Raw genomic sequence first — 24,050 nt, 5'->3', positions numbered from 1 at the left:
TTCGCGGGCGCGCAAGCCTGCGGCTTGCAGTCAGCGCCTGCTCACCCTGTCCAAGTTGGGCGTGCGCGACCGCACCTGTGCGGTACTCAAGGCATTCGAGCTGCAGCTGGTCTGACGGCAGGATGTCCCGCCTGGCGCAGCGCGCCGGGCGTTCGCGGGCGCGCAAGCCTGCGGCTTGCAGGCAGCGCCTGCTCACCCTGTCCAAGTTGGGCGCGCGCGACCGCACCTGTGCGGTGCTCAAGGCATTCGAACTGCAGCTCGTCTGACGGCAGTGCCGTCGTAACTCAATGCCGCCCTGCACGGCGATTGCTGCCCGATGCGGCATCGCCGTCCTGCACGCATGTTTATGCGATTGCGTTGCGCCGAGTGGGGCGGTAACACACCCCTAAATGCCTTTGGCTAACGCGGCATCACACGCACGCAGCGCGCGATGTGCATGATGACTGCGCGCAATTGGCGCAAGCCCTTGTACAGACTGGGATTGCGCAGTTCCGCAACAGCGCCGCGTGCGCTAAATGACACCGCAAGACCGCGCTACCCGTCGCACAACTGAACATCTTTCTCGAAGCCTGCTAGGATGGTGGCTTCGCTTCACTCAACCCGGCCGTGGGATCGGCCCCGGAGACCTCCTGAATGACCCGTATTATCGAGTTCCTGATCGCCTTGGGGATCGTGGCTGGCTTGTTTGTCGTGGTGGGCTTGGTGTTGCCCTCGGAGCGGCAGATGTCCGAGAGTGTTGAGACCAACCGCAGAATGACGATTGTTTACGACACCGTGAACAGCTTCCGTCGTTTCAAGGATTGGAACCCGCTTGTGCTGCGTGACCCGAAGATCCAGCTGAAGCTGGCCGGCCCGGAAGAGGGCAAGGGTGCACGCGTCGAATACAGCTCCACCGAGGGCTATATCGGCAGCGGCAGCTGGGAAATTAAAAACACCGTCAAGAACGAGCGTGTTGAGATCGCGATCGAAGATCCCACCAAGGGCTACGACAAGGTCACCAATTTCACTCTGGCTCCGACCGGCAAGAACAACAAAAACGTCAAGATCACCCAGGATTACAGTGTCAAGTACGGCTGGAACCTGTTTGGTCGTTATGCGGGCTTGTATGTCAGCCGTCACGTGGGCGACGACCTGAAACTGGGCCTGTCGCGTCTGGCAACTGCATTGGCCACCGTGCCGAACTTTGACTACCGCGCGCAGCTGGACGGCAAGCCGGTGTTGAGCGATCTCAAGATCGTCGATGTGCCGGCCGAGGACCTGTTGGTCGTCACCGCGGGCAACATCGATCGTGATAACGAGACGATCAAGAAGTCGATCAAGGACAACCAGGAGTGGATCAAGCGCGTGATGGACGCCAATGGTCTGGAAGCTGCTGGTCCGGTTCGGATCGTCACCACCGACTTTGCCAGCGACAAGTACGCGTTCGACGTCGTGCAGCCGGTCCGCAAGCGTGCCGGTGGCGCGCCGAAGGCCGATGCCAAGACTGACACCGCCAAGACCGACGCCAAGAAGGACGACGCCGCAGCAGCTGCTGCACCTGTCGATGCGACACCGGTTGCCGCAACGGGTGAAGAGCTGAAGCTCAACATCCCGTCCGAAGCCCCGGTGAAGTACGAGCGCACCAAGGCGCACCGTTCGGCATTTGCTACCTACGCAGGCCATATGGCCGGCCTGGATGCCGTCCGCAGCTCCCTGCGTGCCTGGTCTGCCACTGGCGGCAACGACGTCACCGAACGTCCGTACGAGTCCTGGAAGGGCGGCGTGGACAAGTCGTTTACGCAGGACGGTACCTATGACGTCTACTGGGCCATCAAGTAATCGTTTCACAACGATGATCTGATCCAGACGAAAACGCGCCGCAGTCTTGCGGCGCGTTTTTTTTTGCGCCACGGCGCCGCAACGGAAACTGCCCGCATGTCTTTAATCGAACGTCGCAAGAAACATCCCTCGTTGCTGGCCTTTTGCGGCGGCTTGCTGGCCGCCATCGCGGTGGGGCTGTCTGCCTACGCCTCGCACGGCGTGACCGACGCGCTGGTGCAGTCGCGGCTGCAGTTGGCATCGCTGTACGCATTCGGGCACGGCGCCGTGCTGGTCGTGCTGGGTGCCACCGAAACGCGTGCGCTCGCGCGCGTCGGGTTGTATCTGTTGTTGCTCGGTACGTTGCTGTTTGCCGGCAGCCTGGTCGGCGGCGCCTTGCTGCACTGGCCGACCAGCCTTGCACCGATCGGTGGGGTCGGCCTGATGCTGGGCTGGGTGGTGTTGGCGATCGGCGCGTTGAGGCGCTGAGATGCCACGGCATGCCCGCGGATTCGATGTAGAGGCGGCGTTCGCGCAGTTGAGCCGGCGCGACCGTGCGTTGGGCGCGTGGATGAAGCGCATCGGCCCCATCGCTCCGCAGCCAGGTTGGCGCAAACCGTTCGACCCGGTGGACGCGTTGGCGCGTGCCATCTTGTTTCAGCAACTCAGTGGCAAGGCCGCATCCACGATCGTGGCGCGGGTGGAGGTGGCGATCGGATCGAGCCGTCTGCATGCCGACACCCTGGGGCGCGTGGACGATGCGGCGCTGCGCGCCTGCGGCGTCTCTGGCAACAAGGCGCTGGCACTGCGCGATCTGGCGCGGCGTGAGCTGGATGGAGAAATCCCCTCGTTACGCAGACTGGCCTTTATGGAAGACGACGCCATCGTCGAAGCACTGGTGCCGGTGCGTGGCATCGGCCGCTGGACGGTGGAAATGATGCTGATGTTCCGCCTGGGCCGCCCGGACCTGCTGCCCATCGACGACCTGGGTGTGCGCAAGGGCGCCCAGCGCGTGGACAAACAAGAGCAGATGCCCACGCCGAAGGAACTTGCCGAGCGCGGACAACGCTGGGGCCCATACCGCACTTACGCCGCGTTCTATCTATGGAAGATCGCCGACTTCAGCGTCGCGGCGAAAGTGCCGACCCCGCGCTCGCAGGAATAGGTGCACTCGGTGCACGCCGGATTGCGGCATGCATCAGCCCGCGTGCCAACACCAATGCCAGGGTTCGTAGACGATGCCGTGCGGGTTGTCGCGCGGATAACTCAGGCGGTAGCCGAAGTGCGGCGCGTGACTGCGCAGCCACGCAAACGCGGTGGTGGCCTCGAACGATTCCTCGGCCGGTGGTTCGCCCGGAGTGCCGATATCGAGTGCATCGCCGCTGTGATGTTCGCTGAAGCCCGGTGCGGCGTTGACCGCCAGAATCTGGTCCAGCGTCAGCCCGCGTGCAAACTTGCGTTCGAAGATGCCCAGTTGGTAATCGTGGCTGCGGTAGCCGGAGATCGCATCGAGCACGATGTCCGCACGCAGCGCAGCCGTACGCATCTGATGCCACGCACGCACGGCACCTGCGCTGAGCCAGAGCGGCCGGCCGAAGCGATCGCGCCCGGCGAACTGCAACGTTGCCGGTTCGGCGATCAGGCGCAGGCCGGTCTGTTCTACATAGTCATCGGCAACAAGCCCGAGCTGTGTGAGGCGATGTTGCAAGCCGTCGACCGCAAGGACGCCCGCGTAGCCTTGGCTGGAACGCGCAGTGGCGCCCTGCAGCCGGTCCAGTGCCTCGTCCAGGCCAGGTTCGCGCGCCAGTCGCGGCACCAGCGGCATTAGCCCGTGCGGCAGCTGCGCGGCCAGATAGCGCCCATCGCGTTTGCGCCGCAGTAGCCAGTCGGCCTGCGCCAGTACGCGCGCATCGGCATTGCTGCGCGCGCGCAAGAGGGCAGCTGGCACCAGTTCGATGGCGGTGGTGTTGAGCAGCAGGGACAGTCTTGGGCGCATCGCGACAGGGTAGGGCTAAGCGCGTTGCGCGGCCAGTTGCTGTAGATCCTGCAGCAGCTGGCGCGGCTGTTCGGGACTGAGCACGACTACGCTGCCGTCCTTGAGTGGGAGGGTCAGCACGCGGGCCGATTGGGTGATCAGATAGAACCCCGGGCCTGCCTGTCTGCTGCGGTAGTACCCGGAATGGAAACCCGGATAGCCAAAGCCCAACGACTTTCGGCCTGGCTTGAAGGCCGGGTGCTCGGCCAGATCGACCACGCTCGCGGTGTCCAGCCGCATCTGGTCGACGGACACTTGCTTGGTGAACAGTGTCGAGCGCACGATCAAGCGATCGTCCTGCAGCCGGATACCGCGTCGCGCATGCGCGGCGGTGCAGCTCACTGCGATTGCCAGCAGCAGTGCCAGGTGGGCGTACAGGGCGGCAGGATGCCCATGACGGACATTGTCCGCATGTACCACGACGATCACGCACGCGACAGCCAGCAACGGAAGCCACAGCCACAGCGCAAGCCCCCAGGGCGCGACAGGTGCGACGGCGTACTCGCGTCGGTGCGGTGGCTGGCGGTGACCGGTGTGTGCCGTGTGCTGTGCAACGTTGCCGTGGCGTTGGCCGGATCGCGTCGTCATCGGGCTTCCTTGATCGGCACCCGTGGCGTGACGCTTGGCGATACGTGTGGGCGCCTGACAGCGAGCATGCCGGGCTTGTTCGGTAGGGCCGCCGCGACCTGGATGTCATCGCCGTTGACGGCGTGGAGACATGACGGCGATGCGGCGACGCTTCGCCCGTTGCAGCGCCTGCTCATGTCTGCGGCTCCTTGTCGCCCTGCGGCTTCGGCAAGCGCCCTGCCTTGCGTAGCGCATCGCGCAGCACGTATTCGATCTGCGCGTTGAGGCTGCGTAGCTCGTCGTCGGACCAGCGCTGCATGGCAGCCAGTACATCGGCGTTGATGCGCAGCGGGTAGGCCTTCTTTTCGCTCACTCGTGCTCACCGCGGCCGCTGTGGCGGCGCAGGTGCATGACCATTGAGACGATCAATACGTTGACGCCGATGATCATGCCGATCACCACCGCATAGATACCGGCGCGGTTGTCGCCGGCCCAGTACAGGCAGGCAGCGCCGATCAGGATCACCAGGCTGATCAGCGCCCAGCGCAGGCCCAGACCGCGTGCGCGGTCGTCGTCGTCCGCACCGATGGAGGCGGCGATCGCCAGCGCGGGCAAGCCGGATAGAGCGACCACCAGCGGCACCATGACATTCATTGTTTCACCTCAATAGAGCGAGCCGGCGTTGACCACCGGCTGGGTGCCGCGATCAGAACACAACACGGTGAGCAGGTTGCTGACCATATGCGCCTTGCGCTCTTCGTCCAGCTGCACCACGCCGTTTTTCTGCAACTCGGCCAGTGCCATCTCCACCATGCCCACGGCGCCCGCCACGATGCGCGTGCGTGCGGCGATCACTGCATTGGCTTGCTGGCGCTGCAGCATGGCTTGCGCGATTTCCGGTGCGTAGGCGAGATGGCTGATGCGCGCTTCGATCACATCCACGCCGGCTTGGGTCAGGCGCTCGTCGAGATGGCGCTTGAGCTGTTCGCTGATTTCGGCCGGATGGCTGCGCAACGAAATCTGACCATCTTCGTGCTGATCGTAGGGATAGCTGGTGGCCATGGCGCGCAGCGCCGCTTCGGACTGGATATGCACGAAGCTTTCGTAGTCGTCGACGTTGTACACCGCCTCCGATGCATCCATGACCTGCCACACGATCACGGCAGCAATTTCGATCGGGCTGCCATCCAGTTCGTTGACCTTGAGCCGGCCGCTTTCGAAATTGCGCACACGCTGGCTGACCCGGCGCTTGGCGTAAAAGGGGCTGTTCCAACGCAGGCCAGGGTCCTTGACCGTGCCTACGTACTTGCCGAACAGGCTGAGCACGGCGGCCTGGTTGGGTTCCAGGGTGTACAGCCCGGCCAGGAAGAAGATGCCGACGGCAACCACCACGATGGTGGCGATCAACGCGAGCGGAATCGCCTCGGCCGAGGCCGCCACGGTAAGCAGCATCCAGGCGCTGGCTGCGAACGCCGCACCCACGGCGACGATGACGGGGATGCCAGGCAGTGAGTTGATCGGCTTCTCTTTCATGAGCGGATGTCCTTGAGTTTGGAATAAAGATATCAAAGTGATATCAGGTGATGCAAGATTTGCGGGCAGCGTTCGAGGGGAAGGCCCAGTTAGAATGGCCGCCCCCTTCCGATCTGGACCCGCGCTCATGACTACTCTCGGCACGCCGTTATCGCCTTCCGCCACCCGGGTGCTGCTGCTGGGGTCGGGCGAACTGGGTAAGGAAGTGGCGATCGAACTGCAGCGCTTCGGGGTGGAAGTGATCGCGGCCGATCGCTATGCCAATGCACCGGCGATGCAGGTGGCGCACCGCTCGCATGTGCTGGACATGCTCGATCCCGCCGCGCTGCGCGCGCTGATCGCCGCCGAGCAGCCGCACCTGATCGTGCCGGAGATCGAAGCCATCCATACCGAAACCCTGGTGGCGCTGGAGCGCGATCAGGGCCAGCGCGTGATTCCCACCGCGCGCGCCGCACGCCTCACCATGGACCGCGAAGGCATCCGCCGCCTGGCTGCCGAAACCCTGGGCCTGCCGACCTCGCCGTATCGCTTTGTCGACACCGCTGCCGAGTACCGCGATGCGATCGCCGCGGTGGGCCTGCCGTGCGTGGTCAAGCCGGTGATGTCGTCCTCGGGCAAAGGCCAGAGCACCTTGCGCAGCGAGGCCGACATCGATGCGGCGTGGGACTACGCGCAGACTGGTGGACGTGCCGGCGCCGGGCGCTGCATTGTCGAAGGCTTTATCGATTTCGATTACGAGATCACCTTGCTGACCGTGCGGCACGCGGGCGGCACCTCGTACTGCGACCCGATCGGCCACTGGCAGCAGGAGGGCGACTACCGCGAAAGCTGGCAGCCGCAACCGATGTCGGCTGCCGCATTGCAGCGCTCGCAGGAGATTGCGAAAGCCATCACCGACGATCTGGGCGGCTGGGGCTTGTTCGGCGTGGAGTTGTTCGTCAAGGGCGACGAGGTGTGGTTCAGCGAAGTCTCGCCGCGTCCGCACGACACCGGCCTGGTAACGCTGGTGTCGCAGGAATTGAGCGAATTCGCGCTGCACGCCCGCGCAATCCTCGGCCTGCCGGTCGGTGCTGAAAACGGCGGCGTCATCCGTCAGAGCGGCCCGTCGGCGTCCTGTGCGCTGCTTGCGCACGGCAATGGCGTGCCGGTGTTCGACAACGTTGCCGATGCATTGCGCGACCCGGACACCGCGCTGCGCCTGTTCGGCAAACCGCGCGTAGACGGCCACCGCCGTGTCGGCGTCACGTTGGCGCGTGCTGACAGCATCGATGCAGCACGCGAGAAAGCGCGCGTAGCGGCTGCGGCGTTGACGATTCAGTTGAAAGACTGAGCAGCGCCTTGCTTGAAAGAGTGCAGCTTGGTGCTGCACTTCTTTCGGAACGCCAGCTGCAAGCATGTGTCGACGCGCTTGCCATCAACAGCGATGGCAAGCTGTGCGAGCAGTCACTCGCCGAAGTGCAGCTGTCGTCAGCTCTCTACAGCGCCAGCGCAAGCGATGCCTGCGTCCATGGGCCTGTCATCGCAGGCTTGGGAAGTACGGCAGATTCCAGAACGCGACGTTACCAATCCCAACTCCCTCATCGCTAATCCCGGCTACAAACCAACATCCACCCACACCGCATGATGGTCGCTGCCATCGGCAATTGCCGCTTCCGGGGCGGTGCTGGCCGGCCAGAAGATGCCGCTGCCGATCAGGGTGAACTGGTGCGATGGCAGCACGTAGTCCAGGCGCATGGTGCCGGCTTGCGGGCCGAAGTCACCGCTGACCTGGTACGGGTCGCCGGTGTGCACGATGCCTTGCGCGGCGTATTCGGCGGTCTTTTCCGGGCCGCCGTCGCTGCGCGGGGTAGGGTATTGCAGCACGCTCGGATGATTGATCAGTGCGCGGATCGCGTCGTGGCGGCCTGCGCCATCGATCGGATCGTTGTTCAGATCGCCCAGGATCACAAAGTGCGCATCGGCCGCCAAGCCGCCGCAGATCCCCTTGTCATCGCACAGCCAGCGCTTGCTGTCGGCGGCGTTGTCCAGGTACGCACGCCACAGCGCGAGCTCGTCGTGGTTGCGTGCGGCGTTGCGCTTTTCCGCACCGTCGAACACCGGTGGCGTCGGATGCGAGACCAGCGCATGCACGACGCCGAGCGGCGTGCGCACCGGCACGTCCCAATGCGATTTTGACGATAGGCGCAGTTGCGGCCAGATCGCATCGCTATAGAACGACTGCCCGGTACCCGGATCCAGCGGCCGCAATGCGCCCGGCAGTGCGTTCCATTTCAGCAATTGAAAACTGCGCACAGACTGCGCATCGATCGGATACCGCGACAGCACCAACATCCCGTACTGACCAGGATGCAGCCCATAGCCCCAGGCATCGTTACCACGCGAGCGGCCATCGCCACCGACGGTGCCGTTGCTGTCCAGATCCAGGCCGCTCGGCACGCCGGTATTGACCGGTGCCAGATACCGATACGGATAACGCAACGGCTCGCCGCCGCCTGGCTGGGCGACCTGCAGGTAGCGCTGCTGGAACAGATCGGCAGCGCGGTGGTCCGGGTCGAAATCGAATTCGTTGAGCAACACCAGATCCGGACGTACGCGCTGCAGCACCGCGGCGATCTTGCGTGCATGCGCGCTGTCGCCCTGCAGTTCGCGCACCAGGCCGCCGGCCTCGTCGGAGTACAACGAGGTGTTGTAGGTGGCGATGCGCAGCTGTGTCGGCACAGGGTCGCCGGTGGCGCTATCGGAGGTAGCGGCCGATGCCGGCGTGCGATGGGTACAGGCAGCGCAGAGCGCGGTCAGCACAAGCAACAAAAGAGGTCTGATCATCTCGCGATTCTCGCATGCTGGATGCGACAGGCCGATGTCGCGCGCTGCGATTCACGGTGCCGATGCGGTCGCGGGTAATCCGCGCCACTGGCGGCCGTCGTAGGCTTCCAGTGCGCTGAAACGACGCTTGTAATTCATCTTTGCATGGCCGTCGATCCAGTAGCCCAGATACACATGCGCGCGTCGCTCGCGCTGAGCCCATTGAATCTGCTGCAGGATCGCGAAAGTACCCAGGCCGCGCGCGGCCGCCTCCGGCGCGTAGAACGTGTACACCGCAGACAACGCATGCTCGGTGACGTCGGTGACCGCAACGGCGAGCAGCCGCCCAGGTGCATGCGCCACCGCCGGTTCGCGAATCTCCAGAAACCGCCCATGCGACCAGCCGCCGATCAGGAACTGATCGAATTCGGTGCCGCCATGCTCGTCCATGCCGCCACCGGGGTGTCGGGATTTGAGGTACTGGCGATACAGGGCGAGTTGCTCGTCGGTGCGTTCGGCTGCGACCACGCGCACGACCAGATCCTGATTGCGCGCAAGGCAACGGCGTTGACTGCGATCGGGTCGAAACGCATCCACTGCAATGCGCACCGGCACGCACGCGCGGCAGCGTTCGCAATGCGGCCGGTAGACCAGATCGCCGGAGCGACGAAACCCCCACGCCAATGCCTGCGGATAGATCGTGCCCAGGCGCGGGTCATGTGGGTCCAGCACCAGATCGCGCGCACGACGCTCGGGCCAGTAGCCGCAGGCATGCTCGCCGGTCTGGAACAGGCGCAGGTCGTCGTGGGTGTCGGCGTGGATGGCCATGCGCGCAGGATAGCGCCTGTGCGTCGCAACAGCGGCGACTGTCCGCCGGATGAATACGCCAGGTGTGCGCGTCAACGTGTGCGCCGATGGCTCGTTGATGTGGGTGTTGGTGGCAGCGCACGGCCTCTCCGGATGCGCCACCCACGCGATGCGGCCCATGCAGGTGCCGCGTGTGGTTCCCACAATCAGGAGTTTCTCATGACGTCTCGCAAACCTTTCCTCGCCCTGGCCGTGCTGGCTGCGCTGTCCACCGGCGTCGTGTTCGCCGCCACTCCGCCTGCTGCCGGCGATGCGCCGCGTCCTGGCAAGCTCGACAGCAATAACGATGGCGTCATCGATCGTAGCGAAGCCGCCGCTGACCCCAAGCTGGCTGCGCAGTTCGACACGCTGGACACCAACAAGGACGGCAAGCTCTCGCGCGATGAGCGCCCGCGTCATCGCGGTCCGGGTCGCGAGGGGCGTGGCGAGTGGATGGCTAAACTCGACACCAACAAGGACGGCCGCATCAGTCGTGAGGAAGCCAAGGCCGACCCGAAGTTTGCCGCGCGCTTCGATCAGATGGACGTCAACAAGGACGGCTTTGTGGATCGCGCCGACCGTGAGCTACGCATGCAGCAGCATCGCGATGCGTGGTTTGCCAAGGCCGACACCGACAAGGACGGCAAGCTGAGCAAGGCCGAGTTCGACGCCGCATCCAAGATGCGCGGCGAGCGTGGTCCGCGTGGCCCGGGTGAGCACGGCGACCGTGGCGATCACGGCAAGCGTCCGATGCCGGCCAAGCCTGCCGCGGGCAACTGAGTTCCTGTAGTGGCTGGAGCATTACCCGGTCGCCGTGCTGCGAACGGGGCAGCGCTGTCGTCATACGCAGCAGGTAAACAGCAACACGCAACAAGGCGCCGATCGACCAACGGCCTCCCGCGCAAGCAGGAGGCCGTTTTTTGTTGATCGGAGTGTTCGCGATTGGTGCTTGCGCCGGTGACGTTACGCCAGAATCAGGGCACGCCCAGCTTCATGTAGTGCTGCACGATGGGCAGCATGAGGGCCGCGGTGCTCACCAGCGTCGCGCCTGGACTGAACATGCAGCGATACAGCAGCGGTGCCCGCGTGGCGCGGCGTCGTTGCGCATCGCGTTCCAGCATGGGGCGCATGACGCGTGGCAGCACCCGGAGGGATTGATAGTTGAGCACCGCCATGCCCGCGAAGAGCATCAGCAGCGATGCCCAGGCGCCCGCATCCAGATGTTTCAACAGCAGCGTGCCGCCCACCACCAGCACCGAGGTCAGCGTGGCGATGCGCATGAAACGACGAATCGCGGCTGCCTCGGCGGCGGTCTGCGCAAAGCGCAGCAGATACCAGCACGACCAGTACGTGCCGAATCCAGCAACCAGCACGGCGCCAGCAGCGAACAGCGCCGGCATGCCGAGCCAGACGCTCAGTGCGCCCGCCGCGCTGCCACCGCTGACGGCAGAGCCGGTCAATCCGCCCATGCCCAGTTTGCTCGCGCCACCGATGCCGCCCAATGCGATGGCCGCGCTCGCGGTTCCCGGCGCTGCCAGCATCGTTGCCGAGGTGACGGCGGTGGCGAAGGCAACGCTGGGCGCGCTGCCACGGGCGAACTCGCCGAAACGGCGCAGCAGCTCGCCGCGCACGCTGGCACGTGCGCGCGACAGGCGCTTACGCACGGCCGCATCGCTCAGACCGAGCAGCGAGGCCACCTGCTGCGAGCTCTGGCCTTCGCGGTAGTACAGCAGCAGCGTTTCGCGGCTTTCTTCGGGCAATGCAGAAATGATGTCGAGTGCGGCGATCTCTTCTTCCACGTGCAGCAGGCGGTCTGCGGGCGAGGGGGCCGGGTCGGCTGCCATCGCGATGGCGAGGTCGGCCGCTTCGCCGTTGAGCGCGCGGTGCCGGTTGGCGCGCAGCCAGTCGCGCGCCAGGTTGCGGGTAATCTGCCGCAGCCACGGCAGGAAGCTGGCCGGCTGATGCAATTGCGCGAGCCGCTGCCAGGCGCGCAGAAAGGCTTCCTGGGCGATGTCCTCGCTGGCGGCGATATCGCGGGTGATCGCCAGCGCGATGGCGGTTACCGTGTTCTGGCAGGCGCGCACGATGCGGCCGTAGGCCTGCTGGCAGCCGGCCGCGGCATGCGGCAGTTCGCGTTGCAACATCAGGTCCAGCGTGTCGGTGTGCATCGGCGCAATCCCTGTCCTGGTCCCAGCATGACGCATGGGAGCGGCGGATGTGACTGCTGCGATGCCGGTTGATGCAGGTGCTGACGTCAGCTGCTCAGCGTACCGGCTGGATCCGCACGCGCACTTCTTCATCCTCTGCCGCAGGCGGTGTCGCGGTGGCCGGCGTCGCTTGCTGCGATGCCGGCTGAGCCACTGGCGCCGGCGCATTGCGATGGCGCAGCACCACGAACATCGCAACCGCGCCGATCACCAGCAACAGCACCAGACGGATACGCCAGGCCCAGCTGCGCGCGGTGGTGCTGGATCCGTTTTCGCCTTCGCGGAAGGTGTATTCCACATTCGGCAGATCGCGGCGGGTGGTGTCGAGCAGGCGTGCATCGCGCAGCAGGTCGCGCGCGCGCGGCTGGTCGTCGGCGTGCACGATCCACACGGTGGGATACGCCTGCGCGTTGCCTTGCTCCAGGTAGCTGAACTGCCCGGTGCGCTTGCTCTCATACGAGCGGCCATTGCTCATGCGCACATCGATGCCGGCGTTGCGCAATAGATTGGCCACGCCCTCGGCGGTTTCGATACGTTGACTGCTGAAGATCTTGCGCATGTTGGTGGAAACCGCCGTTGGGTCCCGAACAAATGGCGCCAGTGCTGCGCCGGTTCAAGATGAAAAGAAGGATGTGGGTGATGACTGTGGCTAAGCGGCTGCACGCGCGCCGGTGAGCTGGTCGGCGCGTCGCTTGCATGCTGCGCGACGAACCGGCCGCATGCCCGCCATCTGCGCCATCGATTGATGAGTCCGCGACACGGTAGCGCCACCCATCTACGCCTAGCCCTTGGCCGGCACGGCAATCGCGCTGCCCTCGGGCACCACGCGGATCAGGCCTTCCTGCGTGGTGCTGGCGACCAGCACGCCATCGCGGGTGAAGAACTGCCCACGTGCCAGGCCGCGTGAGCCTTGCGCGGTGGGGCTATCCAGCGAGTACAGCAACCAGTCGTCGGTGCGGAAGGGGCGGTGAAACCACAGCGCATGGTCGAGCGAGGCCATCTGCACATTCGGCGTGTAATAACTGATGCCGTGCGGAAACGTGGAGGTGCCCAGCAACTGAAAATCCGAGGCGTAGGCCAGCAGCACTTGGTGCAGGCCGACATCGTCGCCGATCGGGTCGTTCAGGCGCAGCCACATCTGTTGGAACGGTGGGCGCTTGGGCGGCTTGAGTTCGTCGCGCGGAAACACGTGGCGAAACTCGAATGGGCCACCGCGCGAGAGCCAGCGCTGCACCTTGGCCGGCAGGTTCGCCAGCACCTCCGGCGCAAGCGGTGCGGCCGGTTCGATGTCTTCCGGCGGTGGCACCACTGGCATCACCGACTGATGCTCGGCACCGTCTTCGTGTTCCTGGAACGAGGCCGCGCAGAAAAAGATCACTTTGCCGTGCTGGATCGCAGTGACCCGGCGGACCGAGAAACTGCCGCCATCGCGGGTGCGGTCGACGTCGTAGACGATCGGGTGGTCGATATTGCCGGCACGCAGAAAATAGGCATGCAGCGAATGCGCCTGGCGGCCGTTTTCCACCGTGGCCTGCGCGGCCGACAACGCTTGGCCCAGCACCTGTCCTCCGAACACGTACTTGGTGCCGATGTCGCGGCTCTGGCCGCGAAACAAATTGTCTTCCAGGCGCTCCAGCGACAGCAGGCTGGTCAGTTCGGAGACGACGGGTTCGGCGGTGGCGGACAAGGGGCTGGCCTGGGCGTGCGACGGACCGCGATTATAGCGGGCCGCCTGCGTACCACCGTTCAGGCCTTTTGCAGGCGTTCGACCAAGCCACGCAACGCGGCCTGGGCATCGGGCGCGTACCAGCCGTCGACGAAGCGCTCCAGCTGGATCAGCTCCGGCTGGAGCGCCGCGCGCAAATCCGCCCTTGCCACCGCACGCGTGGCCAGCATTGGCTGACGCGGTAACTGTTGCAGCTCCTGCAGCCACGCCACTGCGCGCGCGGTGACCAGCTCGCCGTCGACCAGCTCATCGACCAAGCCGATCTGGGCGGCCTGTTCGGCTGGTAGCAACTGGCCGGAAATCAACAAGCGTTCGGCACGATGCGCACCGACCACGCGGCGCAACAGCCGCTGGATACCTTCCGGCGCCGCCAACCCCACTTGCACTTCGTTCAGGCCGATCGTGTACGGCCGGGCGGTATCGGCGCTGCGCGCCATCACCCGGTAGTCGCAGCACAGCGCCAGCACGCAGCCACCGGCCGGTGCATGGCCGCCGATTGCCGCGACCACCGGCACCGGGCAGTTGGCCAGTGCTTGCGCCGCATCGAAGAAGGCGGTCCAGCTGGCCAGCAGTGCAGCGCGGTCGGTGCCATGCGACAGCAGGTGCGGTACATCCATGCCACCGGAAAAAATGCGTGCGCTGCCCGATAGCACCACGCCGTCGACCGTGGCGTCCAGCTGCTGCACGGCCGCGCTCAGTGCCTGGCAGAGCGCGGTATCCAGTGCATTGACCGGCGGGCGCGCCAGACGGATTTCACGAATTCGGCCGTGGTCTAAGATCTGGATGCTCATTCGGGGCTCCTGGAGGTCGGGTCATGATAGACGGCAGTGACAGCAGGCGGCGCGTGCGGCGCAGCGTCATTGGTGCAGTGGCGCTACTGGTCAGTGCAGGCGCATCTGCGCAATGCATGCCGACCTTCAAGGACGGTTGGGTGCGGATTCCGCCACCGGGTGGTATGGGCATGGCGGCAGGATTTGGCAGCTTTCACAACGACTGCCCACATGCAGTGCGGATGACCAGGATCAAGAGCGCCGCCTTTGGCGAGGTGTCGCTGCACCAGACCCTGCAGACCGATGGGGTCAGTCGCATGCGTGCCGTACCCGAGTTGTTGTTGTTGCCTGGCGCGATGGTGACGCTGGCGTCAGGCGGGTTGCACCTGATGCTGATGCGGTCGCAGGCACCGTTGAAGGAAGGCGCACAGGTGCCGGTGGTATTTATCTTGCAGGATGGCCGGCAGGTACAGACCACGCTACAGGCACGGACGCGCGCGCCGAAGTAGTAACCGTCTCGCCCCGAGTTGCGGATCGGGCGCTGCACAGCAACCTGCGCTGTGTGCTTGCAGTACGTAAGTGCAGCGCGAAGTAAAGCCAGGCGCCGACGAAATCGTACGCGCCCACATCGCATCCAGAGCCCCAAGGCTTGCAGTCACTCGCAGCCGTGGACGCCACCAAAAACAAAAACGGCGGCTCCGCTAAGGAAGCCGCCGTGCATCACTGACCTGCGTCTGCACAGATGTGCGTCAACTGCTCGCTGCGCGCACCGGCTCCGGCAGCGCGGCGCTCTTGCCGGTCTGCGTATCGATCCACACCACCACCACGTTGCCGTCCGAATACAGCACGCTGTCGTCCTTCTGGTCGACGATGCGATGGCCGATGGTGATGCTGCTGCTGCCCAGACGCTCGACAAACAACTCCACCGTGATGTCGTTGGGCCACACCAGCGGGCGTTTGTAGTTGACGTTGGTGGCGGCAACGACCGGCGCGATGCGGTCGGTCATCGAGACGCCTTGTACGCCCAGCATCCAGCGCACGCGCGCTTCTTCCAGATACGAAATGTACTTGGCGTTGTTGACGTGGCCCATGCTGTCCATGTCGCGCCAGCGCACGCTGATCGGGATGCGTGCCAGGATCTTGTGTTCGCTCATCAGCTTGCCTTCTTCTTTGCAGTTTTCTTGGTGGCGGACTTGGCGGACTTGGCGACCTTGGCCACCTTCTCCGGTTTGACCTTGCGCGGTGGGCGCGCATCCGGCTTGTTGGCCATTGCGGCCGGGCGGGTCTCGCGTGCCTTGACCGACGGCAGCATCTTGGCCAGGAACTGCCCGGTGTAGGACGCCTCGTGCGCGGCCACGTCTTCCGGTGTGCCGGACACCAGGATGGTGCCACCACGATGGCCGCCTTCCGGGCCCAGATCCACGATCCAGTCGGCGGTCTTGATCACATCCAGATTGTGTTCGATCACCACCACCGTGTTGCCCTCGTCGCGCAGCTTGTGCAGCACGCCGAGCAGCGCTTCGATGTCGTGGAAATGCAGGCCGGTGGTCGGTTCGTCGAGGATGTACAAGGTGCGCCCGGTATCGCGGCGCGACAGTTCCTTGGACAGCTTCACACGCTGCGCCTCACCGCCAGACAGCGTGGTCGCGCTCTGGCCCAGCTTGATGTAGCTCAGGCCCACATCGATCAGCGTTTCCAGCTTGCGCGCGATCGACGGCACCGGCTCGAACAAGCGCAGCGCGTCTTCGACGGTCATCTGCAACACGTCGCTGATGTTGAAACCCTTGTAACGGATCTCCAGCGTCTCGCGGTTGTAGCGCTTGCCGTGGCAAACATCGCACGGCACGTACACGTCGGGCAGGAAGTGCATCTCCACCTTGATCATGCCGTCGCCCTGACACGCCTCGCAGCGGCCGCCACGCACGTTGAAGCTGAAACGCCCCGGCGAATAGCCGCGCGCACGCGACTCGGGTACCTGTGCGAACAGCTCGCGCAGCGGGGTGAACATACCGGTATACGTCGCCGGATTGGAGCGCGGGGTGCGCCCGATCGGCGACTGGTCGATATCCACGACCTTGTCGAACAGGTCCAGATTTTCTACTTCGCGATGCGGTGCCACCGTATGCGAGGCACCGTTGATCTCGTTGGCGGCCAGTGTGAACAAGGTATCGTTGATCAGCGTCGACTTGCCCGAGCCGGACACGCCGGTGATGCAGGTCAACAGGCCGGCCGGAATCTCCAGGTCGACATTCTTGAGGTTGTTGCCGGTCGCCCCGCGCAGATGCAGCATCATCTTCGGGTTGGGCTTGTGGCGCTGCTTGGGAATTTCGATGCGGCGCTTGCCGGACAGGTATTGGCCGGTCAGCGAGCGTGGCGAATCCAGAATGTCCTGCAGCGTGCCCTGTGCGCAGATTTCGCCACCGTGCACGCCGGCGCCGGGGCCGATGTCCAGCACGTGATCGGCCAGTCGAATCGCGTCTTCGTCATGCTCGACCACGATTACCGTATTGCCCAGGTCGCGCAGCCGCGTCAGCGTGCCGAGAAGGCGTTCGTTGTCGCGCTGATGCAGGCCGATCGACGGCTCGTCCAGTACGTACATCACCCCGACCAGGCCGGCGCCGATCTGGCTGGCCAGACGAATGCGCTGCGCTTCGCCGCCGGACAAAGTGTCGGCCTTGCGTTCGAGGGTGAGGTAATCCAGGCCGACATCGACCAGGAATCCCAGGCGCTCGGCGATCTCCTTGACGATCTTGCTGGCGATCTCGCCGCGCCAACCCGGCAGCGACAAGCCGCGGAAAAAGTTCAGTGCTTCGTTGACCGGCAGCACCACCAACTCCGGCAACGGGCGGTCGGCCACAAACACGTTGCGCGCAGCGCGATTCAGGCGTGTGCCGTTGCAGGCAGGGCAGGGCTGCTGGCTGACGTACTTGGTCAACTCTTCGCGCACGGCCGGCGATTCTGTCTCGCGGTAGCGCCGTTCCAGATTCGGCAGGATGCCTTCGAAGCGATGCTTGCGCGTGGTGCGCCCGCCCGCATCGGTGAAGTAGGTGAAGCTGATCACCTCATCGCCGCTGCCGAACAAGACTGCCTGGCGCACCTTGGCCGGCAGCGTGTTCCACACCGCATCCACGTCGAACTTGTAGTGCTTGGCCAGCGAGGCGATCAACTGGAAGTAGTAGGCATTGCGCCGATCCCAGCCGCGTACCGCACCCGCAGACAACGATAGTTCCGGATGCACCACCACCCGGTCCGGGTCGAAGAATTCGGCCATGCCCAGACCATCGCAACTGGGGCAGGCGCCCACCGGTGCGTTGAACGAAAATAGCCGCGGTTCCAGCTCCGGCAGCGAGTAATCGCAGACCGGGCAGCTGTACTTGGACGAGAACAGATGCGGGGCTGCGGCCGGGTCGTCCAGCGACTGCACCGCCACCATGCCTTCGCCGAGCTTGAGCGCGGTTTCGAAACTTTCCGCCAGCCGCTGCTTGATGTCTTCGCGCGGACGGAAACGATCGATCACCGCTTCGATGGTGTGCTTCTGGCGCAGCGCCAGTGCCGGCACCGCATCGATCTCGTACAACTCGCCATCCACGCGCACGCGCACGAAGCCCTGCGCACGCAGTTGTTCGAACACCTGCGCATGCTCGCCCTTGCGGTCGCGGATCACCGGCGCCAGCAACATGTAGCGCTGTTCCTGATCCTGGGTGAGCATGTGGTCGACCATCTGGCTGACGGTCTGCGCTTCCAGCGGGAAACCGTGATCCGGGCAACGCGGCTGGCCGACGCGTGCATACAGCAGGCGCAGGTAGTCGTAGATCTCGGTGATCGTGCCCACGGTGGAGCGCGGGTTGTGCGAGGTGGACTTCTGTTCGATCGAAATCGCCGGGGACAGCCCTTCGATATGGTCCAGGTCCGGCTTTTCCATCACGCTGAGGAACTGGCGCGCATACGCCGACAGCGACTCGACGTAGCGGCGCTGGCCCTCCGCATAAATGGTGTCGAACGCCAACGACGACTTGCCCGAGCCGGACAGGCCGGTGATCACGATCAGTTTGTCGCGAGGCAGGTCGAGGTCGATGTTCTTGAGGTTGTGCGTCCGCGCGCCGCGGATGCGGATGAAATCCATCGCCATGGGGGATCCGATGTCGGGCCGGCGAACCGGCAGTGGTGCGAGCGTGCTCAGCAGGAATGAGTGGCAGTCGATCAGCCTACCCGCCGACCTAGGTGAGGGCAATTGCCCCAAATGCCAGTCTGACCGGGCCGTTGTGGCGACCGGATGATGCGTTGCACCGGCCCGATTCCGGTGCGCGGCGGTTGACCTGCTTGCAGGTTGACCCGAAACCGGCTAAGCCAGTACAATCCCGCTCCTGTCTGCCCTAGGGCACGTCAGTGCGACCATAATAACTACAGAGGAAAACCTGGTCATGTACGCAGTTCTGGTAACCGGCGGTAAGCAATACCGCGTCGCGCAGGGCGAAACGCTCCGCGTGGAAAAGCTCGAAGTCGAAGCAGGCAACGAGATCAAGTTCGACACCATCCTGATGCTGGGCGATAGCGATGGCATCAAGCTGGGCGATGCGCTGAAGGGCGCCTCGGTCACCGCCAAGGTCGTGGCTCATGGCCGCGCCGACAAGGTGCGCATCATCAAGTTCCGTCGCCGCAAGCACCACATGAAGCGTCAGGGACACCGTCAGTACTACACCGAAATCGAGATCACCGGCATCGCCGGTGGCGACAAGAAGTAAGGAGAACCAGTCATGGCACATAAAAAAGGCGTAGGTTCCTCGCGCAACGGTCGCGATTCCAACCCGAAGTACCTCGGCGTGAAGATCTTTGGTGGCCAGGCCATCGACGCCGGCAACATCATCGTGCGTCAGCGCGGCACCCAGTTCCATCCGGGCGCCGGCGTCGGCCTGGGTCGCGACCACACGCTGTTTGCGTTGGTCAACGGCAAGGTCGAGTTCTCGGTCAAGGGTGCGAAGAAGCGTCGTACCGTCAGCGTGGTTGCCGAGGCGTAATCGCCCGCTCCATGCAGGCCAGTTCTTAGCCGCGCCAGCGCGGTTGCGAACGACACGGAGAGCCCCGCTTCGGCGGGGTTTTTCGTTTGACGGCTGGGAATCGGGAATGGGGAATAAGGGGTCGGAAAAGCCGGCTCCTGACTCCGTTTCGCTCTCTGTTGTCGTGCCGGTGAGTGCGCTCGCTGGCAGGAGTCACGCCGCTTTCCTGTGGCCGATTCCCCACTCCCTATTCCCAATTCCCGGTTGTAAGCTCATGAAGTTAGTCGACGAAGCAGAAATCCTGGTGACCGCTGGTAACGGCGGCAATGGCTGTGTCGGCTTTCGCCGCGAGAAGTTCATTCCGCTTGGCGGGCCCGACGGTGGCGACGGCGGTGCCGGCGGCAGCGTCTGGATCGTCTCCGACGAGAACGTCAACACCCTGGTCGATTTCCGTCATGAGCGCACCTTCAAGGCGCAGCGCGGCGAGAACGGCATGGGCCGCCAAGCCTATGGCAAGGGTGGCGAAGATCGCATCATCGTGGTGCCGGTCGGCACCATGGTCGTCAATGTGCAGACCGATGAAGTGATCGGCGACCTGACCCAGCACGGCGATCGGCTGCTGGTCGCCAAGGGCGGCAAGGGCGGCCTGGGCAACATGCATTTCAAAAGCTCGGTCAACCGCGCGCCGCGCCAGTCCACCACCGGTGAAGAGGGCGAAGAGCGCCTGCTCAAGCTGGAGCTCAAGCTGCTGGCCGATGTTGGCCTGCTGGGTTTCCCGAATGCCGGCAAGAGCACGCTGATCCGCGCGGTGTCCTCGGCAACGCCCAAGGTGGCCGACTATCCGTTCACCACGCTGTATCCGAATCTGGGTGTAGTCAGCGTCGAGGCCTACCGCAGCTTTGTGATCGCCGACGTGCCGGGCCTGATCGAAGGTGCCGCCGATGGCGCCGGCCTGGGTACGCAGTTTCTGCGCCATCTGCAGCGCACGCGCCTGCTGCTGCATCTGGTGGACATTTCGCCGATGGATGGCGGTGTGGATGTGTCGCCGGTGGATCAGGTGCGCACCATCGAGCGTGAGCTGGAGCGCCACGACCCCGAGCTGCTGAAGAAGCCGCGTTGGCTGGTGCTCAACAAGGCCGACCTGATGTTCGAGGACGAGGCGCGTGCCGCTGCCGAAACCATCGTGGCCGAGCTGGGCTGGACCGCGCCGTGGTACCTGGTGTCCGCGCTGGGTCGCGATGGCACCTTCCCGATCATGAAGGACGTCATGGCATTCTTCGACCGCCAGCGCGAGGACGAGCTCGAGGCGCGCAATGCGGGCTGAGTGCACGGACAGGCACACAAAAAACCCGGCCGAGGCCGGGTTTTTCTGTGCTACCGGAAGCCAGGCTTCCGGTAACGTCGCAGCTGATCGCTTACGCGGCCTTGATGGCCTTGATGCGAGCGGTCAGACGGCTCTTGTGACGCGCAGCCTTGTTCTTGTGAATCAGGCCACGGGCGCTGAAACGGTCGAGGATGGGCTGAGCAACGGCGAAAGCAGCTTCGGCGCCTGCAGCATCGTTGGCGTCAAGGGCCTTGATCACCTTCTTGACGGCGGTGCGCAGCATCGAGCGCTGTCCGGTGTTGCGCTCATTGCGCACAACGGTCTGCTTGGCGCGCTTCTTGGCGGACTTGATATTGGCCACGGTGGTGGGTTCCTGAAGAATCGGTATGGTGGAAAAAGCAAGCGCGAAAGTATGATGGACCTGGATATGTACGTCAAGTCAGTTGTCAAGAGGGATGCAGCGTGAGCAAGCCTGGCATGTTGAGAGGCCTGCTCTCATTCAGCAGTATGACCATGGTGTCGCGGGTGCTGGGGCTGGTGCGCGACCAGGTCATCACCACCACCTTCGGCACCAATGCGTTGACCGATGCGTTCTGGACGGCCTTCCGGGTCCCCAATTTCCTGCGTCGGCTATTTGCCGAAGGGTCCTTCGCCACCGCCTTCGTGCCGGTGTTCACCGAGGTCAAGGAAACCCGGCCGCATGCCGATCTGCGCGAACTGATGTCGCGCGTGGCCGGCACCCTGGGTGGAGTGCTGCTGCTGGTCACCGCGCTGGCGCTGATCTTTGCGCCGCAGTTGGCCTCGCTGTTCTCCAGCGGGGTGGGGACCGACCCCGCCAAGCACGGCCTGCTGGTGGATCTGTTTCGTCTGACCTTCCCGTTCCTGCTATTCGTCTCGCTGACCGCGCTGGCCGGAGGGGCGCTGAACAGTTTCCAGAAGTTCGCCATGCCGGCGCTGACCCCGGTGATCCTTAACCTGTGCATGATCGCCGGCGCCGTGTGGCTGGCGCCGAAGCTGGGCGGCACGCCGGAAAAGCAGATCCTCGCGCTGGGCTGGGCGGTGCTGGCGGCAGGCATGCTGCAGTTGCTGTTCCAGCTGCCTTCGCTGAAAGGCATCAACCTGCTGACCCTGCCGCGCTGGGGCTGGCAACATCCAGGCGTGCGCAAGGTACTGACTCTGATGGTGCCGACCCTGTTCGGCTCATCGATCGCGCAGATCAACCTGCTGCTGGACACCGTCATCGCGGCCAAGCTGACCGATGGCTCGCAGTCGTGGCTGTCGCTGGCCGACCGCTTTCTGGAATTGCCGCTGGGCGTGTTCGGGGTGGCGCTGGGGACGGTGATCCTGCCGGCGCTGGCGCGGCATCACGTCAAGACCGATCGCGCGGCGTTTTCCGGTGCGTTGGACTGGGGATTCCGCATCACGTTGGTGATCGCAGTGCCGGCGATGCTCGGCTTGCTGCTGCTGGCCGAGCCGCTGGTGGCGACGTTGTTCCAGTACGGCCAGTTCACCGCCTTCGATACGCGGATGACCGCGATGTCGGTCTACGGCCTGAGCTTTGGTCTGCCGGCCTACGCCATGCTCAAGGTGGTGCTGCCGGCGTTCTACGCCCGCCAGGACACCCGCACCCCGGTGCGTGCCGGCGTGGCGGCGCTGATCGCCAACATGGTGTTCAACTTTGCGTTGCTGGCGGTGGTCTACCAGATCATGGTGCCGCCCGAACTCAAGGCGCAGGGCGTCATGCAGGCGCTGGGCAAGCAGCCGGGTCTGCACCTGGCGCTGGGCATAGCGAGCGCGCTGTCGAGTTATCTCAACCTGGGTTTGCTGTGGTACTGGCTCGGCAAGTCCGGGGTGTACCAGCGCCGGCCAGGGTGGGGCGGCTATGCAGCACGCCTGCTGCTGGCATGCGCGGCGATGGTGACGGTGCTGTTGGGCCTGCTGTGGTGGCTGCCATCGTTCACCGTGATGGAGAAGTGGGATCGCATCGGTTGGTTGGCGGTGCTGGTCGGCAGTGGCGGGCTGACCTATGTGGTCGCGCAACTGGCGTTGGGCTTGCGGCCGCGGCATCTGCGCGAGAGCTGAGTCGCGGATGCCGAACGCTGCAATGGCCCCCTGGCGAGTGCAGCCGGTGTCTGCAGTCGGCAAGGGCCGCACAGCCGTGGCAGGTCTGCCGCGGTCTGTGCCGGCGTTGCGGCCAGGGAGCGATTGCAGGCCGCCGCCTGCCTAGGCTGCGGTCTCTGCCGACGCTGCGCGCGTCCGGTGCGCGGCCATGCGGCTTGACAGGCACGGCTATACTTGCAGGTTATGTATCAGCGAGGGCCGGCCGCCAAGCCGGCATCTGTTTGGATCGAGGAATGAGCAGGCTGTTTAGAGACGTCGAGGGCGGGACGCTGTTCCCGCACGGAAGCGTGGTCTGCATCGGCGCCTTCGATGGCCTGCACCTGGGGCATCGGACGTTGGTGCAGCACGCCGTCGCGCGTGCGCGTGCGCTGGGCGTGCCAGCGGTAGCGTTGAGCTTCGAGCCGCTGCCGCGCGAATTTTTCGCCCCGGCCGCGCCGCCGCCGCGCCTGACCCTGGCGCGCGCCAAGATCGAAGGCCTGTACGACTTCGGTGCCGACAGCGTTGGCCTGATCCGTTTCGACGGCCGCTTGTCGGCCATGCGTGCAGAAGATTTCGTACGCCTGGGGCTGGTTGGCCGGCTGTGTGCGCGCGAAGTGTGGATCGGCCCGGAATTCCGTTTCGGTCATCGGCGTGGCGGCGATATCACCTTGCTGCGTGCGTTGGGTGAGCAGCATGGATTTGTGGCTGGCGAAATCACGCCCGTGCACCTGCATGGCGAACGGATTTCTGCCACGCGCATTCGCGAGCTGCTGGGTGCCGGCGAGTTCGTGCCCGCCGGCGAATTGCTCGGCCGCCCGTATGCCATCGGTGGGCGGGTAGTGCGCGGCAAGCAATTGGGGCGCACGCTGGGCTATCCCACTGCCAATCTGCGTTTTCCGCGCACCCCGGCGTTGTCGGGCATCTACGCGACCTGGGTGCATGGCGTAGCCGAGCGGCCGTGGCCATCGGTGTCCAGCTTCGGAACGCGGCCCACCGTGGCCGGTGTGGAGCCGTTGCTGGAAGCGCACCTGTTCGATTTTCAGGGCGATTTGTATGGCCGGCATATCGAAGTGGAATTCGTCGCCAAGCTGCGCGACGAAGAAAAGTTCGATGGGCTCGATGCGCTCACCGTGCAGATGCACCGCGATGCCGAGCAGGCGCGCGCCGTGCTCAAAGCGAGCCCCTCGCGACTGCTTGCTGCCGATGAGAGCGTTGCACGCTCCGCCGGTCTTTCCGTGGAGGGGCAACACGGCGGTTCTTCGCACCGCTCTGCAGACGCAGATGCCGTCGATGCCACTCCCTCGCAACATCCCCGTACATCACCTCACGCAGCGCAACGGTAGATTCCT

At 64.7% G+C, this 24,050-nt stretch carries 26 protein-coding genes and 1 pseudogene; 13 read left to right on the top strand and 14 right to left on the bottom strand.

Annotated elements, in window-relative coordinates:
* Positions 1 to 46: 46 nt before the first annotated feature.
* From RQH86_RS05485 to RQH86_RS05465, 5 genes and pseudogenes are all read left to right on the top strand, one after another.
* Positions 47 to 115, top strand: a pseudogene (locus tag RQH86_RS05485) (DNA-binding response regulator); the annotation flags it as partial.
* Positions 116 to 122: 7 nt separating this feature from the next.
* Positions 123 to 266 carry a transcriptional regulator gene (locus tag RQH86_RS05480; RefSeq protein WP_311260578.1) on the top strand — a complete coding sequence of 48 codons (144 nt, stop codon included), beginning with the start codon at positions 123 to 125 and terminating at the stop codon, positions 264 to 266.
* Between the two features lie 367 nt (positions 267 to 633).
* Entirely contained in the window at positions 634 to 1,818 is a 1,185-nt protein-coding gene (locus RQH86_RS05475) for an SRPBCC family protein (protein WP_055845596.1), read from the top strand.
* 96 nt (positions 1,819 to 1,914) lie between these two features.
* Positions 1,915 to 2,286: a DUF423 domain-containing protein gene (locus tag RQH86_RS05470; RefSeq protein ID WP_055845594.1), complete on the top strand. Its 372-nt coding sequence runs from the start codon at positions 1,915 to 1,917 to the stop codon at positions 2,284 to 2,286.
* A gap of 1 nt (position 2,287) precedes the next feature.
* Complete coding sequence (locus RQH86_RS05465; RefSeq protein WP_311239466.1) at positions 2,288 to 2,962, top strand: DNA-3-methyladenine glycosylase; 675 nt, start codon at positions 2,288 to 2,290, stop codon at positions 2,960 to 2,962.
* 33 nt (positions 2,963 to 2,995) lie between these two features.
* Here RQH86_RS05465 and RQH86_RS05460 read toward each other — a convergent pair whose 3' ends face one another.
* The 5 genes from RQH86_RS05460 to RQH86_RS05440 form a co-directional block, all read right to left on the bottom strand.
* Positions 2,996 to 3,793, bottom strand: a complete 798-nt coding sequence (locus tag RQH86_RS05460) for a D-alanyl-D-alanine carboxypeptidase family protein (RefSeq protein ID WP_311239467.1) — start codon at positions 3,791 to 3,793, stop codon at positions 2,996 to 2,998.
* A 15-nt stretch (positions 3,794 to 3,808) separates the two neighbouring features.
* On the bottom strand, positions 3,809 to 4,420 hold the full coding sequence (locus RQH86_RS05455; protein ID WP_311239468.1) for a PH domain-containing protein: 612 nt from the start codon (positions 4,418 to 4,420) through the stop codon (positions 3,809 to 3,811).
* Positions 4,421 to 4,592: 172 nt separating this feature from the next.
* Positions 4,593 to 4,772, bottom strand: coding sequence for an Arc family DNA binding domain-containing protein (locus RQH86_RS05450; RefSeq protein WP_311239469.1), 180 nt, complete (start codon positions 4,770 to 4,772; stop codon positions 4,593 to 4,595).
* Complete coding sequence (locus RQH86_RS05445) at positions 4,769 to 5,053, bottom strand: hypothetical protein (RefSeq protein ID WP_311239470.1); 285 nt, start codon at positions 5,051 to 5,053, stop codon at positions 4,769 to 4,771. Before RQH86_RS05445 ends, RQH86_RS05450 begins: the two co-directional genes overlap by 4 nt.
* A gap of 9 nt (positions 5,054 to 5,062) precedes the next feature.
* Entirely contained in the window at positions 5,063 to 5,932 is an 870-nt protein-coding gene (locus tag RQH86_RS05440) for an SPFH domain-containing protein (protein WP_311239471.1), read from the bottom strand.
* Positions 5,933 to 6,059: 127 nt separating this feature from the next.
* Here RQH86_RS05440 and purT point away from each other — a divergent pair, with 127 nt between their 5' ends.
* Positions 6,060 to 7,262, top strand: a complete 1,203-nt coding sequence (gene purT, locus RQH86_RS05435; RefSeq protein ID WP_311239472.1) for a formate-dependent phosphoribosylglycinamide formyltransferase — start codon at positions 6,060 to 6,062, stop codon at positions 7,260 to 7,262.
* A gap of 263 nt (positions 7,263 to 7,525) precedes the next feature.
* Here the strand turns inward: purT and RQH86_RS05430 are convergent, their stop codons facing one another.
* The gene (locus RQH86_RS05430; RefSeq protein ID WP_311239473.1) at positions 7,526 to 8,755 is read right to left on the bottom strand and encodes an endonuclease/exonuclease/phosphatase family protein; all 1,230 of its coding nucleotides are present in this window, start codon (positions 8,753 to 8,755) and stop codon (positions 7,526 to 7,528) included.
* A gap of 51 nt (positions 8,756 to 8,806) precedes the next feature.
* On the bottom strand, positions 8,807 to 9,721 hold the full coding sequence (locus tag RQH86_RS05425) for an arginyltransferase (protein ID WP_115527318.1): 915 nt from the start codon (positions 9,719 to 9,721) through the stop codon (positions 8,807 to 8,809).
* A gap of 39 nt (positions 9,722 to 9,760) precedes the next feature.
* Between RQH86_RS05425 and RQH86_RS05420 the strand changes: the two genes are divergently transcribed.
* Entirely contained in the window at positions 9,761 to 10,360 is a 600-nt protein-coding gene (locus tag RQH86_RS05420; RefSeq protein WP_311239474.1) for an EF-hand domain-containing protein, read from the top strand.
* Positions 10,361 to 10,554: 194 nt separating this feature from the next.
* On the opposite strand, the gene RQH86_RS05415 is transcribed toward RQH86_RS05420, so the two are convergent.
* The 4 genes from RQH86_RS05415 to RQH86_RS05400 all read right to left on the bottom strand — a co-directional run bounded on the left by RQH86_RS05415 (position 10,555) and on the right by RQH86_RS05400 (position 14,304).
* Complete coding sequence (locus RQH86_RS05415; protein ID WP_311239475.1) at positions 10,555 to 11,748, bottom strand: sigma-70 family RNA polymerase sigma factor; 1,194 nt, start codon at positions 11,746 to 11,748, stop codon at positions 10,555 to 10,557.
* A 94-nt stretch (positions 11,749 to 11,842) separates the two neighbouring features.
* Positions 11,843 to 12,346: a DUF2007 domain-containing protein gene (locus RQH86_RS05410; protein WP_115527320.1), complete on the bottom strand. Its 504-nt coding sequence runs from the start codon at positions 12,344 to 12,346 to the stop codon at positions 11,843 to 11,845.
* Between the two features lie 222 nt (positions 12,347 to 12,568).
* Positions 12,569 to 13,474 (bottom strand): acyl-CoA thioesterase II, encoded by a 906-nt coding sequence (tesB, locus tag RQH86_RS05405; RefSeq protein ID WP_311239476.1) that lies wholly within the window; start codon positions 13,472 to 13,474, stop codon positions 12,569 to 12,571.
* A gap of 59 nt (positions 13,475 to 13,533) precedes the next feature.
* Entirely contained in the window at positions 13,534 to 14,304 is a 771-nt protein-coding gene (locus RQH86_RS05400; protein WP_311239477.1) for an enoyl-CoA hydratase/isomerase family protein, read from the bottom strand.
* 23 nt (positions 14,305 to 14,327) lie between these two features.
* Between RQH86_RS05400 and RQH86_RS05395 the strand changes: the two genes are divergently transcribed.
* Complete coding sequence (locus RQH86_RS05395) at positions 14,328 to 14,792, top strand: copper chaperone PCu(A)C (protein WP_311239478.1); 465 nt, start codon at positions 14,328 to 14,330, stop codon at positions 14,790 to 14,792.
* Positions 14,793 to 15,032: 240 nt separating this feature from the next.
* Here the strand turns inward: RQH86_RS05395 and RQH86_RS05390 are convergent, their stop codons facing one another.
* Positions 15,033 to 15,437, bottom strand: coding sequence for a thioesterase family protein (locus tag RQH86_RS05390; protein ID WP_311239479.1), 405 nt, complete (start codon positions 15,435 to 15,437; stop codon positions 15,033 to 15,035).
* Entirely contained in the window at positions 15,437 to 18,412 is a 2,976-nt protein-coding gene (gene uvrA, locus RQH86_RS05385; RefSeq protein WP_311239480.1) for an excinuclease ABC subunit UvrA, read from the bottom strand. Before uvrA ends, RQH86_RS05390 begins: the two co-directional genes overlap by 1 nt.
* Positions 18,413 to 18,704: 292 nt before the next feature.
* On the opposite strand from uvrA, the gene rplU reads away from it, so the two are divergent.
* From rplU to obgE, 3 genes are all read left to right on the top strand, one after another.
* Positions 18,705 to 19,025 carry a 50S ribosomal protein L21 gene (gene rplU, locus RQH86_RS05380; RefSeq protein WP_005989959.1) on the top strand — a complete coding sequence of 107 codons (321 nt, stop codon included), beginning with the start codon at positions 18,705 to 18,707 and terminating at the stop codon, positions 19,023 to 19,025.
* 12 nt (positions 19,026 to 19,037) lie between these two features.
* A complete protein-coding gene (gene rpmA, locus RQH86_RS05375; protein ID WP_002807880.1) occupies positions 19,038 to 19,298 on the top strand; it encodes a 50S ribosomal protein L27 in 261 nt (86 codons plus the stop codon).
* A 253-nt stretch (positions 19,299 to 19,551) separates the two neighbouring features.
* Positions 19,552 to 20,601, top strand: a complete 1,050-nt coding sequence (gene obgE / locus RQH86_RS05370) for a GTPase ObgE (protein ID WP_311239481.1) — start codon at positions 19,552 to 19,554, stop codon at positions 20,599 to 20,601.
* A 91-nt stretch (positions 20,602 to 20,692) separates the two neighbouring features.
* Here obgE and rpsT read toward each other — a convergent pair whose 3' ends face one another.
* On the bottom strand, positions 20,693 to 20,962 hold the full coding sequence (gene rpsT, locus RQH86_RS05365) for a 30S ribosomal protein S20 (protein WP_002807888.1): 270 nt from the start codon (positions 20,960 to 20,962) through the stop codon (positions 20,693 to 20,695).
* A gap of 116 nt (positions 20,963 to 21,078) precedes the next feature.
* On the opposite strand from rpsT, the gene murJ reads away from it, so the two are divergent.
* Together murJ and RQH86_RS05355 are read left to right on the top strand one after the other, a co-directional pair.
* Positions 21,079 to 22,683 (top strand): murein biosynthesis integral membrane protein MurJ, encoded by a 1,605-nt coding sequence (murJ, locus tag RQH86_RS05360; protein ID WP_311239498.1) that lies wholly within the window; start codon positions 21,079 to 21,081, stop codon positions 22,681 to 22,683.
* A 272-nt stretch (positions 22,684 to 22,955) separates the two neighbouring features.
* Positions 22,956 to 24,044, top strand: a complete 1,089-nt coding sequence (locus tag RQH86_RS05355; protein WP_311239482.1) for a bifunctional riboflavin kinase/FAD synthetase — start codon at positions 22,956 to 22,958, stop codon at positions 24,042 to 24,044.
* Positions 24,045 to 24,050: the final 6 nt, after the last annotated feature.

The organism is Xanthomonas sp. WCS2018Noco2-27 (genome assembly GCF_031843525.1).
Taxonomy (GTDB): Bacteria; Pseudomonadota; Gammaproteobacteria; order Xanthomonadales; family Xanthomonadaceae; genus Xanthomonas.
This window is presented reverse-complemented; position numbering and strand designations above follow the sequence as displayed.